Annotated in this window: 12 protein-coding genes; 3 read left to right on the plus strand and 9 right to left on the minus strand. The window is 73.1% G+C overall.

The window, feature by feature from the left end:
• Positions 1 to 34: 34 nt before the first annotated feature.
• From ABZ098_RS26395 to ABZ098_RS26415, 5 genes are read right to left on the minus strand one after another with little or no spacing between them, the layout of a single operon-like run.
• Positions 35 to 832 carry a type III pantothenate kinase gene (locus ABZ098_RS26395; RefSeq protein WP_020122551.1) on the minus strand — a complete coding sequence of 266 codons (798 nt, stop codon included), beginning with the start codon at positions 830 to 832 and terminating at the stop codon, positions 35 to 37.
• Between the two features lie 5 nt (positions 833 to 837).
• Complete coding sequence (nadC, locus tag ABZ098_RS26400; protein WP_356595128.1) at positions 838 to 1,824, minus strand: carboxylating nicotinate-nucleotide diphosphorylase; 987 nt, start codon at positions 1,822 to 1,824, stop codon at positions 838 to 840.
• Between the two features lie 5 nt (positions 1,825 to 1,829).
• A complete protein-coding gene (locus ABZ098_RS26405; RefSeq protein WP_356595130.1) occupies positions 1,830 to 3,545 on the minus strand; it encodes an L-aspartate oxidase in 1,716 nt (571 codons plus the stop codon).
• The gene (panC, locus tag ABZ098_RS26410; protein ID WP_356595132.1) at positions 3,542 to 4,534 is read right to left on the minus strand and encodes a pantoate--beta-alanine ligase; all 993 of its coding nucleotides are present in this window, start codon (positions 4,532 to 4,534) and stop codon (positions 3,542 to 3,544) included. Before panC ends, ABZ098_RS26405 begins: the two co-directional genes overlap by 4 nt.
• Positions 4,531 to 5,460, minus strand: a complete 930-nt coding sequence (locus ABZ098_RS26415) for a DUF2520 domain-containing protein (RefSeq protein WP_356595134.1) — start codon at positions 5,458 to 5,460, stop codon at positions 4,531 to 4,533. The genes panC and ABZ098_RS26415 overlap by 4 nt, the downstream gene beginning before the upstream one ends.
• A gap of 170 nt (positions 5,461 to 5,630) precedes the next feature.
• Between ABZ098_RS26415 and ABZ098_RS26420 the strand changes: the two genes are divergently transcribed.
• A complete protein-coding gene (locus ABZ098_RS26420) occupies positions 5,631 to 6,926 on the plus strand; it encodes a beta-eliminating lyase-related protein (RefSeq protein WP_356595136.1) in 1,296 nt (431 codons plus the stop codon).
• On the opposite strand, the gene ABZ098_RS26425 is transcribed toward ABZ098_RS26420, so the two are convergent.
• A complete protein-coding gene (locus ABZ098_RS26425) occupies positions 6,873 to 7,040 on the minus strand; it encodes a hypothetical protein (protein WP_356595138.1) in 168 nt (55 codons plus the stop codon). The genes ABZ098_RS26420 and ABZ098_RS26425 overlap by 54 nt on opposite strands.
• A 99-nt stretch (positions 7,041 to 7,139) precedes the next feature.
• Here ABZ098_RS26425 and ABZ098_RS26430 point away from each other — a divergent pair, with 99 nt between their 5' ends.
• Positions 7,140 to 8,246, plus strand: a complete 1,107-nt coding sequence (locus tag ABZ098_RS26430; protein ID WP_356595140.1) for a DUF5937 family protein — start codon at positions 7,140 to 7,142, stop codon at positions 8,244 to 8,246.
• Positions 8,247 to 8,280: 34 nt separating this feature from the next.
• Here the strand turns inward: ABZ098_RS26430 and ABZ098_RS26435 are convergent, their stop codons facing one another.
• Together ABZ098_RS26435 and ABZ098_RS26440 are read right to left on the minus strand one after the other, a co-directional pair.
• Entirely contained in the window at positions 8,281 to 8,952 is a 672-nt protein-coding gene (locus ABZ098_RS26435; protein WP_356595142.1) for a response regulator transcription factor, read from the minus strand.
• Between the two features lie 82 nt (positions 8,953 to 9,034).
• Entirely contained in the window at positions 9,035 to 10,237 is a 1,203-nt protein-coding gene (locus ABZ098_RS26440) for a sensor histidine kinase (protein ID WP_356595144.1), read from the minus strand.
• A gap of 118 nt (positions 10,238 to 10,355) precedes the next feature.
• Between ABZ098_RS26440 and ABZ098_RS26445 the strand changes: the two genes are divergently transcribed.
• Positions 10,356 to 11,396, plus strand: coding sequence for an SAM-dependent methyltransferase (locus tag ABZ098_RS26445; RefSeq protein WP_356595146.1), 1,041 nt, complete (start codon positions 10,356 to 10,358; stop codon positions 11,394 to 11,396).
• On the opposite strand, the gene ABZ098_RS26450 is transcribed toward ABZ098_RS26445, so the two are convergent.
• Positions 11,361 to 12,512 carry an NADH-quinone oxidoreductase subunit D gene (locus tag ABZ098_RS26450; protein ID WP_356595148.1) on the minus strand — a complete coding sequence of 384 codons (1,152 nt, stop codon included), beginning with the start codon at positions 12,510 to 12,512 and terminating at the stop codon, positions 11,361 to 11,363. The two genes, ABZ098_RS26445 and ABZ098_RS26450, sit on opposite strands and share 36 nt — an antisense overlap.
• Positions 12,513 to 12,518 lie beyond the last annotated feature (6 nt).

A 12,518-nucleotide genomic window follows, 5' to 3' on the forward strand; every position in this document is an offset into this window, starting at 1 on the left:
CCCAATGCCGGTCCGGGCGGCCCGGACCGGCAGGTCACATCCGCGAGACGTTCCGCTCGTACACCAGCCGCAGCCCCACCAGCGTCAGCCAGGGCTCGTGCTCGTCGATCACCGACGACTCCCCCAGCACCATCGGCGCGAGCCCGCCCGTGGCGATCACCGTCACGTCGTCCGGGTCCTCCGCGAGCTCCCGGGCCATCCGGCTCACCACGCCGTCGACCTGCCCCGCGAAGCCGTACACGATCCCGGACTGCATCGCCTCGACCGTGTTCTTCCCGATCACACTCCGCGGCCGGGCCACCTCGATCTTCCGCAGTTGCGCCCCCTTGACCCCGAGCGCCTCCACGGAGATCTCGATACCGGGCGCGATGACCCCGCCGACGTACTCCCCGCGCGCGGACACCGCGTCGAACGTCGTCGCCGTACCGAAGTCCACGACGATCGCGGGGCCGCCGAACAGCTCGACGGCCGCCACCGCGTTGATGATCCGGTCCGCGCCGACCTCCTTGGGGTTGTCGGTGAGGATCGGCACCCCCGTCTTCACCCCGGGCTCGACCAGCACGGCCGGCACGTCGCCGTAGTAGCGCCGCGTCACCTCGCGCAGTTCGTGCAGCACGGACGGCACGGTGGCGCAGATCGCGATCCCGTCGATGCCGTCGCCCAGTTCGTCCCCGAGGAGCGGGTGCATGCCCATCAGGCCCTGGAGCAGGACGGCCAGCTCGTCCGCGGTGCGGCGGGCGTCCGTGGAGATCCGCCAGTGCTCGACGATGTCCTCGCCGTCGAACAGCCCGAGGACGGTGTGCGTGTTGCCTACGTCGATCGTGAGGAGCATCGCGACTACTCCGCCTCGCGCAGGTCGAGGCCGATGTCGAGGATCGGCGAGGAGTGGGTGAGGGCACCCACGGCGAGGTAGTCGACGCCGGTGCCGGCGTACGCGCGCGCGTTGTCCAGCGTCAGCCGCCCGGAGGCCTCCAGCGCGGCCCGCCCGTGCACGAGCGCGACCGCCTCCTCGCATTCGCCGGGGGTGAAGTTGTCCAGCAGGATCAGGTCGGCGCCCGCGTCCACGACCTCCCGCAGCTGGTGCAGGGTGTCGACCTCGACCTCGATCGGCACGTCCGGGAAGGCCTCCCGGACGGCCTTGAAGGCCTGTGCGACGCCACCGGCGGCGACCACGTGGTTGTCCTTGACCAGCGCCGCGTCGGACAGCGACATCCGGTGGTTGACCCCGCCCCCGCAGCGCACCGCGAACTTCTCCAGCGACCTGAGCCCCGGAGTGGTCTTCCGCGTGTCCCGCACGCGTGCCTTGGTGCCCTCCAGTGCGTCCGCCCACGCGCGCGTGGCGGTCGCGATGCCGGAGAGCCGGCACAGCAGGTTCAGCGCGCTGCGCTCGGCGGTGAGGAGGTCACGCGTGCGCGTGGTGACCGACAGGAGCTTCTGTCCGGCCTCCACCCGGTCGCCGTCCTCGACGTGCCGCTCGACCTCGAACTCGGCCTCGCAGACCACCGAGAAGACCGCCTCGGCGACCCTGAGGCCGGCCACGACGCCCGCCTCGCGCGCGACGAAGTCGGCGGTGGCGACGGCGTCCTCGGGGATGGTCGCGACGGTCGTCACGTCCACGCCGTGGTCGAGGTCCTCCTGGATGGCGACATTGGCGATGTCCTCGACCTCCACGGGGTCGAGCCCGGCGTCGGCCAGGAGCTGCGCGAGCGCGGGGTCGAGCCCGCACTCCAGGTATTCCTCGTCGAGGCCGTCGGCGGCGGCGCCACAGGCGCAGCCGTCGCCGCAGCCGCCGGACGAGGCGAGGGGAAGGTCGTCGGTGCTCACTGGTGTCACTGCTCCTGAAGGTGCTGCCGGGTCGGGGGGAAGTCTGCGGTATCGGTGGTGTGCACGGCGAGGGTCCGGTCCGGGTTCAGCCGTACGACGATGTGGCGGCGCCATGCCGTGTCGTCCCGGTCGGGCCGGTCCTCGCGCCAGTGGCAGCCGCGCGTCTCCTCGCGCTGCAAGGCGGCGGCGACCAGGACGCGGGCCACGCACAGGAGGTTGGTGGCCTCCCAGGTGTCGACGCCGGGCTCGGCCGTCTTGCCGTTCTCGGCGAGGGCGTCACGGGCGTCGGCGTGCAGCCGGTGCAGGGCGTCCGCCGCGCCGGTCAGGGACGCGGCCGAGCGCAGCACGCCCGCGCCGCGCGTCATGGTGCGCTGGATCGCGAACCGGGCCTCGGGGGCGAGCAGGGGGTGGGCGGGCGTCTCGGTGCGCTCGACGGGGACCGGCACGCGCGCGTGGAGGCCGTTCGCCTTCTGGACCGCCGCGATGTCGGCCACGATGCGCTCGGCGTAGACCAGGCCCTCCAGGAGGGAGTTGGAGGCGAGCCGGTTCGCTCCGTGCACACCGGTGCAGGCGACCTCACCGCACGCGTACAGGCCGGGGACGGTCGTACGGCCCCGGGGGTCGGTGCGCACGCCGCCGGAGGCGTAGTGGGCGGCCGGTGCGATCGGGATGGGCTCGGTGACCGGGTCGATGCCGTGGGCGCGGCAGGCGGCGAGGATCGTCGGGAAGCGGTGCTCCCACATCTCGGCGCCGAAGTGCCGGGCGTCGAGGAACATGTGCTCGGCGTCCTGCTCCTGCATGCGGCGCGTGATGCCCTTGGCGACGATGTCCCGGGGCGCCAGCTCGGCCAGTTCGTGCTGCCCGACCATGAAGCGCACGCCGTCGGCGTCGACCAGGTGGGCTCCCTCGCCGCGCACGGCCTCGGAGACGAGCGGCTGCTGTCCTTCGGCGTCCGGGCCGAGGAACAGCACGGTGGGGTGGAACTGCACGAACTCCAGGTCGCTGACCTCGGCGCCCGCACGCAGGGCGAGCGCCACGCCGTCGCCGGTGGACACGGACGGGTTGGTGGTCGCGGAGAACACCTGGCCCATGCCGCCGGTCGCGAGGACCACCGCGGGGGCGTGCACGGCGCCCACGCCGTCGTGCTGGCCCTCGCCCATGACGTGCAGGGTGACGCCAGCCGTGCGGCCGTCGGCGTCGGTGAGCAGGTCGAGGACGAGGGCGTTCTCGATCGTGCGCAGTCCCCGCGCGCGGACGGCCTCGACGAGCGCCCGGGAGATCTCCGCCCCGGTCGCGTCACCGCCCGCGTGGGCGATCCGGCGCCGGTGGTGGCCGCCCTCGCGGGTGAGCTCCAGGTCGCCCGCCTCGGACTCGTCGAAGTGCGCGCCGGTCGCGATCAGCCGGCGTACGGCGTCCGGTCCCTCGGTGACGAGGATCCGCACGGCCTCCTCGTCGCACAGGCCCACGCCCGCGACCAGGGTGTCGTCCAGGTGCTGTTCGGGGGTGTCGCCCTCGCCGAGGGCCGCGGCGATGCCGCCCTGCGCCCAGCGGGTGGAGCCGTCGTCGAGGCGGGCCTTGGTGACGACGACGGTCCTGAGGCCCTCGGCCTCGCAGCGCAGGGCCGCGGTGAGACCGGCCACGCCGGAGCCGACGACCACGACGTCCGCGTCGATGGACCACCCGGGCGCGGGTGCGTGCAGTCGTATGCCTGTGCTGCTCACGAGGCGGCTCCGAAGGTCAGGGGGATGTTGTCGATCAGCCGGGTCGTCCCCACCCGGGCGGCGACGGCGAGGACGGCCTCGCCGGTGAAGTCGTCCTCGATCTCGGTGAAGTCGGACGGGTCGACGAGCGCGAGGTAGTCCAGGGCGAGCGGCGGGTCGAGGCGCGCGGCGTCGTCCAGGATCAGCCGGGCGGCCGCGCGGACCGCCGACGGGGCTCCCGGCAGGGCCTTGGCGACCGCGTGCGCGTCGGCGGCCGCGCGGGACTCGCCCAGGGCGCTCAGGGCCTCGGCACGCGCGTGCGTGGCGGGCACTTCGCGGGCCCGCGCGCGCAGCGCCTCCTGTGCCGCGTGCCGGTCGCGGCCCGCGAACAGCGCGCGGGAGAGCGCGAGTGCCGTGCGCCGTTCCTTCGGCGCGAGGTAGCGGTTGCGGCTGGAGAGGGCCAGGCCGTCGTCCTCGCGCACGGTGGGCACGCCGACGATCTCGACGCCGAAGTTCAGGTCGCGCACCATGCGGCGGATCAGGGCCAGCTGCTGGGCGTCCTTCTGGCCGTAGAGGGCGATGTCCGAGCGGGTGAGGTGGAGCAGCTTGGCGACGACGGTCAGCATGCCGTCGAAGTGGCCGGGGCGTGAGGCGCCCTCCAGGCGCTCCCCCATCGGGCCCGCACTGACGCGCACCTGGGGCTCGCCGCCTGGGTAGACCTCGTCGACGGAGGGCGCGAAGACGGCGTCCGCGCCGGCGTCCTCGGCGATCTTGAGGTCGGCGTCCAGGGTGCGCGGGTAGCGGTCGAGGTCCTCTCCCGCGCCGAACTGGAGGGGGTTCACGAAGACGGTGACGACGACCTCGCCGTCCCGTCCGGCGATCTCGCGGGCGGTGCGGATCAGGGTCGCGTGGCCCTCGTGCAGGGCGCCCATGGTCATCACGACGGCCCGGCGGCCCACGCGCGTACGTGCGTGCAGTTCGCCGGCGGTGCGCAGCAGGGTCGTGTTCATCGGCCGTCTCCCTCGGCGCCGTCGGTTCCGGTGGCGAGTACCCCGAGGAGGTCCTCGGCGAGTTCTGGCTTGAGCAGGCCGTGGGCGAGCGCCCGGTCGGCGGTCGCGCGGGCCATCGCCAGATAGCCGGAGACGGTCTGCGGGGCGTGCCTGCGCAGCTCCGTGATGTGCGCGGCGACGGTGCCGGCGTCCCCGCGCGCGACCGGGCCGGTGAGGGCCGCGTCGCCGGAGCGCAGGGCGTTGTCGAGGGCGGCGCCGAGCAGCGGGCCGAGCATCCGGTCGGGGGCCTCGACGCCGGCCGAGCGCAGCAGCTCCATGGCCTGGGCGACCAGGGTGACCAGGTGGTTGGCGCCGAGGGCGAGGGCCGCGTGGTACAGCGGGCGCTTGTCCTCCTCGATCCACTCGGGCTCGCCGCCCATCTCGATGACGAGCGCCTCGGCGGCCAGCCGCAGTTCCTCGGGCGCGGTGACGCCGAAGGAGCAGCCGGCGAGGCGCTGGACGTCCACGGGGGTGCCCGTGAAGGTCATCGCCGGGTGCAGGGCCAGCGGCAGGGCGCCCGCGCGCAGGGCGGGGTCGAGGACCTTCGCGCCGTAGCGCCCGGAGGTGTGCACGAGGAGTTGCCCCGGCCGCACCGCCCCGGTCTCGGCGAGGCCCTCGACGAGCCCCGGCAGGGTGTCGTCGGGGACGGTCAGCAGCACCAGGTCGGCCCGCTGGAGAACTTCCGCGGGGGTGACGAGCGCAGCGTCCGGGAGCATCAGCTCGGCGCGCCGCCGGGAGGCGTCGGAGACCCCGGAGACGGCCACCGGACGGTGCCCGGCGAGTTGGAGGGACGCGGCCAGCGTCGGCCCCACCCGGCCGGCGCCGACGACGCCGACGGTGAGCCGCGCGGGGCGGTCCTTGCTGTCTGGCTGTTGGGCTGTAGTCACGCGACGGCGGCCTTCCCGTTCCAGTCCGCATCTGGGTACCGGACGATTTCTCGTCATGTTAACGCGATCGGTTCGAGGGACGTCCGGTTGTCCACAGGCTGTGGGTTTCCGTGGGCCGGGAGTGCGGAAATGGGCGTGCCCGGGCCGGGGGCGCACGAGATGATCCGCGCATGAGTGACAAAGGGCGGCACGGGGCCGGTAGGACAGCCGACGAGGGACGACCGGAGCAGGTCACGGAGGGGGAGCGGGCGGAGCAGCTCACGGAGGAGGAACGGCTCCTGCGCCGCCGCGCACGGCGCCTCAGCGCCTATCGGAGCGCACAACGCACGCTCGCGCGCCTGGGGTTGCTCGCACCCCTGCGCGAACGTCTCGCGCTGCTCGACGGGGCGGACGCCCTCTACGACCTGGACGAGCCGTCCGACCTGTACGGCAACGGCGTGGTCGCGGCCCTGGAGGAGAAGGTCGCGGGTCTGCTCGGCAAGGAGGCCGCCGCCTTCTTCCCGACCGGCACCATGGCCCAGCAGGTGGCGCTGCGCTGCTGGGCGGGCCGCACCGGCAGTCCCACCGTCGCCCTGCACGCCCTGGCCCACCCCGAGGTGTACGAACGTGACGCCTTCCGGGAGGTCTCCGGTCTGCGCCCGGTCCATGTGACGAGCGAACCGCGGCAGCCCACGGCCGACGAGATACGCGGTTTCGAGGAGCCCTTCGGGGCGCTGATGCTGGAACTGCCCCTGCGGGACGCCGGTTTCGTGCTGCCCACCTGGGAGGAGCTCACCGAGGTCGTGGAGGCGGCTCGCGAGCGGGACGCGGTGGTGCACTTCGACGGGGCACGCCTGTGGGAGACCACCGTCCACTTCGGGCGCCCCCTGCCCGAGATCGCGGACCTCGCGGACAGCGTCTACGTGTCGTTCTACAAGTCCCTCCAGGGCTACGGCGGGGCCGCGCTCGCCGGCCCGAAGAGCCTGGTCGAGGAGGCGAAGACCTGGCGGCACCGGTACGGGGGCGCGGTCTTCCAGCAGTTCCCGACCGCCCTGTCGGCCCTCGCCGGACTGGAGCACGAACTGCCCAGGCTGCCCGAGTACGTGACCCACGCGCGCGTGGTGGCCGCCGCACTGCGCGAGGGGTTCGCCGAGGCCGGGCTCGGGTGGGCGCGGGTGCATCCCGAGGTGCCGCACACCTTCGACTTCCAGGTCTGGCTGCCGTACGGCGTCGACGAGCTCTCCGAGGCGGCGATCCGGCAGTCGGAGGAGACCGGCACGGCCCTCTTCATCAACGCCTGGGACGAGAAGGGCCCGGGCCTGTCCATGACCGAGGTCTACGTCCGTGCCGCCGCCCTGGAGTGGACGGCGGCGGACGTGCGGACGGCGGCCGCCGACTTCGTGGCCCGGCTGCGGGAGGTCACCGGCCAGGGGTCAGCGGACCGGTCGGGCCTGCCGTCGCAGCCCCCGGCGCAGCGCGCGCCGTAGCAGCTCCCGGGCCGGCCGTCCCACCGGGACGTGGGTGCCGGGCGCGGGCGGGGCAGGGGTGCCGAGCTGCCGGGCGCGGTAGGTGTCGAGGAGGTGCTGCTGGGTGATGCTCATGGCTCCAGGCTGCGCCGCCACGGCGGCCGCGTCGCGTCGATTTGACGGCCCCTGTCAATCGGGGACGGCGTTGTCAGTGGCGGGGTGCACCATGAGGTCATGAGCGTGCGCATCGACATCGCGGGGCTGCGGCCGGAGAGGGTCGCCGTCGTGCCCTCCCCCCTGGCCGAGCTCGGCATGGCGCTGCACGCGCTGGCCGAACCGGGCCACCATCCGGGACTCCAGGCCTGGGTGACGGGCGTGACCGCGCGGCTCGACCCGCACCTCGCCGACCGGATGTGCGAGGCGGACTTCCTGTGGCGGACGACGTTCTCGGACCTGTTCATGCCGTTCGCCGGTGTGGCAGGGCGGACCACCCTTCCCGGGGCCTGCATCGCCGAGGACCTGGACCTGCTCGACAAGCTGACGGACGAGCAGTTCGTGGACGCGGCCCTGGAGTTCACCTGCGCGCTGCCGTACTGCTCGCACGGTCCGAGCGCGCTCTCCGACAGCGCGTTGCACCGGCGTGCCCTGGAGCTGGCCGCCTCGCGCGGACCGCGCCAGGTGCGGTTCGCCGAGCGGTTGTTGGCCGACCCGCCGCGGATCCGGGCCTGGTTCCGGCAGTTCGTGCAGGACTGCGACGAGGCGTTCTTCGCGGACACCTGGTCGCGGCTGCGCCACCAGCTGGCGGCCGACGCCCGCCACAAGACGGACCTGCTGCGCCGCAAGGGTCTCGCGGAGGCGCTGACCGCGGTGTCGCCGGCGGTGACGCTCGACGAGGCGGCGGGCCGCATCACGGTCGACAAGCTGGGCATCGGACACAGCGCCACGGCCGAGGGCGGGCTGCTGCTGATCCCGACGAGCCTGGGCTGGCCGCACCTGAGCGTCCTGCACCGGTACGGCTGGCAGCCCGCCCTGCACTACCCGGTCGGCTCCCCCGAGCTCGCCTCCCCGCCCTCGGTCGAGCAGTTGGCCCTGCGGCTGGGCGCGCTCTCCCATCCGGTCCGGATGCGTCTGTGCCGGCATCTGGCCCGCAGCGCCTACACCACCAGCGAGCTCGCCCAGGTGCACGGCATGACCGCCCCGGAGATATCCCGGCACCTGGGCGTCCTCAAGAAGGCGGGCCTGATCACCACCCGCCGCCGCGGCCGGTACGTCCTGCACCAGCTCGACGTCACCGTGGTGGCGCGGCTGGGCAGCGACTTCCTGGAAGGGATTCTGCGGTAGCTCCGGCCATGTCGTTCGAGGTCGGGCCCGTGTCTCAGCCCTGCCCGCCCGCGCGCACCAGCCCCGTCTCGTAGGCGAGGACCACCACCTGCACCCGGTCCCTGAGGCCCAGCTTGGTCAGGATGCGGCCCACATGGGTCTTCACCGTCGCCTCGGACAGCACCAGCCGGGCCGCGATCTCGCCGTTGGACAGCCCCTGCGCGACCAGCACCATGACCTCGCGCTCGCGGCCGGTGAGCCGCTCCAGCTCCGCGTGCTGGGGCTCCTTGCCGGTGGCGGGCAGCATGGGAGCGAACCGGTCGAGCAGACGCCGGGTCGTCGAGGGGGCGACCACGGCGTCACCGCTGTGCACCGAGCGGATCGCGGTGAGCAGCTCGCCGGGGGGCACGTCCTTGAGCATGAAGCCGGAGGCGCCCGCCTTCAGTCCCGAGAAGGCGTACTCGTCGAGGTCGAAGGTGGTCAGGATCAGCACCTTCGGCGGGTCGGGCTCCGAGCAGATGCGGCGGGTGGTCTCCACACCGTCGAGCTTCGGCATGCGGACGTCCATCAGGACCACGTCCACGGCGGTCGAGCGCAGCACCTGGAGGGCCTCCACGCCGTCCCCCGCCTCCGCGACGACCTCCATGTCCGGCTGGGCCGCCAGCACCATCCGGAACCCGGTGCGCAGCAGCACCTGGTCGTCGACGAGCATCACGCGGATCGTCATCGGGCCTCTTCCGTTTCCTCGGGTTTCGTACGGCATGTCGTTGGGGGGCGTGACAGGTGTCAACAGGGGGCGCGTGTCGACGTCAATGCGCTGGTTTGAGCGGCAGCAGCGCACTGATGCGGAATCCTCCGCCGGGGCGGGGGCCCGCGTCCAGGGTGCCGCCGACCATGCCGACCCGCTCGCGCATGCCGATCAGGCCGTGACCGGCTCCGTCGGCGCCGCCCTCCTCGTACAGCTCGTGCGGGGCGCCCTTGCCGTCGTCCTCGACGAGCAGGCCGAGGCCGTCGTCGAAGTAGACCAGGCGCACGCTCGCACCCGCGTTCGGCCCGCCGTGCTTGCGCGTGTTGGTGAGCGCCTCCTGCACGATGCGGTACGCGGTCAGCTCGACGCCGCTGGGCAGCGGGCGCGGGGTGCCCTCGACCTTGAAGTCGACGGGGAGCCCGGAGCCGCGGCACTGCTCGACGAGGTCCTCGATCTGCTCGACGTCGGGCTGCGGGACGTACTCGCCGCCCTCCTGGTGCTCGCCGGTGCGCAGCACGCCCAGCAGGCGGCGCATCTCGGCGAGCGCCTGGCGGCCGGTGGAGGAGATGGTCTCCAGGGCCTTCTTGGCCTGGTCGGGCGCGGTATCGAGGACATAGGCGGCGCCGTCGGCCTGGACGACCATGACGGACACGTTGTGCGCGACGACGTCGTGCAGTTCGCGGGCGATCCGGGCGCGCTCGGCGGCGACGGCGACCTTGGCCTGCGCCTCGCGCTCCTTCTCCAGACGGGCGTTGCGCTCCTCGAGCTGCGCGAAGTAGGCGCGGCGGGTGCGGATCGAGTCGCCGAGCACCCAGGCCAGGGCGAACGGCACGGACTGGAAGATCATGAGCGCGACGTTGCCGAGCACGCCGGTGTTCTCGTTCGGCCAGCGCAACTGCGCGACGGGCGCGGCGCACAGGCCGATCGTCAGCGCCAGCCGGGACGCCCAGCGGCTGCCGGTGGCGGCCACGGTGTAGACGATCACCAGGAAGGCGAAGTCGGCGGACGTGGTCTCCACGTCCAGCACGACCTGCGCCACACCGAGTCCGATGGCCAGCAGCAGCATGCGCTCCGGCATGCGCCGGCGCAGCGCGATCACCACGCACAGCAGCAGGACGATCGGGATGATCGCCACCGGGGACTCGGTCCCCTGGGACTCCCCACGGGCGGTTTCGCTCGCGAGCGAGATCCCGAGCAGGAAGACGGCCCAGAAGACGTCGACCCCTGTCGGGTGCCTGCGGAGGAAGTCATAGAGGCGTTGCACGTAACCCAGCGTAGGGAAGCGTGATGTGTGCAGGGGTCAACCGGAGGACCGATCCGTACCGCCCGCGCGTACTCCCCAAGGTGGAGGCCCCTTTCCCCGGTGCGCCTAGCCTGACGGCGTGACCAATGACACGACGGACGGCTGGACCGGCTGGCGGGCCGCCGCCGAGGCCGCTCTCTACGGCCCGGACGGCTTCTACCGCAGGCCCGAGGGGCCCGCCGGACACTTCCGTACGTCCGTGCACGCCTCCCCGTTGTTCGCGGAGGCCGTGGCCCGGCTGCTGTGCCGCCTCGACGAGGCGCTGGGCCGGCCCGCCCGGCTCGACTTCGTGGACATGGCCGCGGGGCGGGGCGAGTTGGCCACCGGTGTCCTGGCCGCGCTGCCCGCGGAGGTGAACGCCCGCACGCGCGTGTGCGCCGTCGAGGTCGCCGACCGCCCCGCCGCCCTCGATCACCGCATCGAGTGGCTGTCCGAACCGCCGACGAACATCACCGGGCTGCTGTTCGCCAACGAATGGCTGGACAACGTCCCCGTGGAGATCGCCGAGACCGACTCGGCGGGCGTACCCCGACGGGTTCTCGTACGGCGCGACGGCCGCGAACGTCTCGGGGAGCCGGTCGCCGGTGCGGAGGCGGAGTGGCTGGAGCGGTGGTGGCCCCTGCCGGCCGAGGAAGGACTGCGGGCCGAGATCGGCCTGCCCCGCGACGAGGCGTGGGCGGCGGCGGTCGCAACGGTCGCGCGGGGCCTAGCGGTGGCCGTCGACTACGCCCACACGGCCTCCTCGCGCCCCCTGTTCGGAACGCTCACCGGCTTTCGTGAGGGACGCGAGAGCGCACCCGTGCCGGACGGGTCGTGCGACCTCACGGCCCATGTGGCGCTGGACGCGTGCGCGCAGCCCGGAGGGCGTGTGCTGACCCAGCGCGACGCCCTGCGCGCCCTGGGCATCACGGGCGCACGCCCCGCGCTGTCGCTGGCGTCGGCACAGCCCGCGGAGTACGTACGCGCCCTCGCGCGCGCCGGGGAGGCCGCCGAGCTCACCGCGGCGGGCGGACTCGGCGACTTCGGCTGGCTGCTCCAGCCGGTCGGCGTGTCCGCCGACACCGCGGACGCGCCCCTCGCCGGCCTACTTGTCGATGTCCCCGACCACGAAGAACAGTGACCCCAGGATCGCCACCATGTCGGCGACCAGCGTGCCCGGCAGCAGCTCGACCAGCGCCTGGATGTTGTTGTACGAGGCCGAGCGCAGCTTCAGCCGGTACGGCGTCTTCTCGCCCTTGCTGACGAGGTAGTAGCCGTTGATGCCGAGCGGGTTCTCGGTCCACGCGTACGTGTGTCCCTCGGGCGCCTTGAGGACCTTGGGGAGCCGCTGGTTGATCGGCCCGGGTTCGAGTTCCGCGAGCCGGTCCAGGCAGGCGTCGGCGAGGTCGAGGGCGTTGTGGGTCTGCTCCAGGAGGACCTCGAAGCGGGCGAGACAGTCGCCCTCCTGGCGGGTCACCACCTTCAGCGTGTCCTGGAGCTCGCCGTAGGCCAGGTACGGCTCGTCGCGGCGCAGGTCGAAGTCGACGCCCGAGGCGCGCGCGACGGGCCCGCTGACGCCGTACGCGTGGACGGTCTCCGGGGCGAGGACGCCCACGTCCCTGGTGCGCCCCCGGAAGATCTCGTTGCCGAGGACCAGGTCGTCGAAGCGGTCCATGCGCGAGCGCACGGCGGAGACGGCGGCACGCGCACGCGTGGCCCAGCCGGCCGGCAGGTCCTCCTTGAGGCCGCCGACGCGGTTGAACATGTAGTGCATCCGGCCGCCGGAGACCTCCTCCATGACGTTCTGGAGGACCTCCCGCTCCCGGAAGGCGTAGAAGACCGGGGTGATGCCGCCGAGCTCCAGCGGGTACGAGCCGAGGAACATCAGGTGGTTGAGCACCCGGTTGAGCTCGGCGAGCAGCGTGCGCGTCCACACGGCCCGCCGCGGCACCTCCATGCCAAGCATGCGCTCCACGGCGAGGACCACGCCCAGCTCGTTGGAGAAGGCCGACAGCCAGTCGTGGCGGTTGGCGAGCATGATGATCTGGCGGTAGTCGCGCGCCTCGAAGAGCTTCTCCGCGCCCCGGTGCATATAGCCGATCACCGGTTCCGCGCTCATGATGCGCTCGCCGTCCAGGACCAGCCTCAGGCGCAGCACGCCATGGGTGGACGGGTGCTGCGGTCCGATGTTGAGCACCATGTCGGTGCTCTCCGCGGCGCCGCCGATGCCGACCGTGGTCTCCGTCGTAGGAGTCATGGACAC

The sequence above is a fragment of the Streptomyces sp. NPDC006335 genome, from assembly GCF_040612795.1.
GTDB lineage: Bacteria > Actinomycetota > Actinomycetes > Streptomycetales > Streptomycetaceae > Streptomyces.

Coding starts and splice junctions, on each gene's coding strand:
- panC (WP_356595132.1), bottom strand. CDS start 4,534: ATGAACACGACCCTGCTGCGCACCGCCGGCGAACTGCACGCACGTACG.
- ABZ098_RS26420 (WP_356595136.1), top strand. CDS start 5,631: ATGAGTGACAAAGGGCGGCACGGGGCCGGTAGGACAGCCGACGAGGGA.
- ABZ098_RS26430 (WP_356595140.1), top strand. CDS start 7,140: ATGAGCGTGCGCATCGACATCGCGGGGCTGCGGCCGGAGAGGGTCGCC.
- ABZ098_RS26450 (WP_356595148.1), bottom strand. CDS start 12,512: ATGACTCCTACGACGGAGACCACGGTCGGCATCGGCGGCGCCGCGGAG.
- ABZ098_RS26425 (WP_356595138.1), bottom strand. CDS start 7,040: ATGAGCATCACCCAGCAGCACCTCCTCGACACCTACCGCGCCCGGCAG.
- ABZ098_RS26395 (WP_020122551.1), bottom strand. CDS start 832: ATGCTCCTCACGATCGACGTAGGCAACACGCACACCGTCCTCGGGCTG.
- ABZ098_RS26435 (WP_356595142.1), bottom strand. CDS start 8,952: ATGACGATCCGCGTGATGCTCGTCGACGACCAGGTGCTGCTGCGCACC.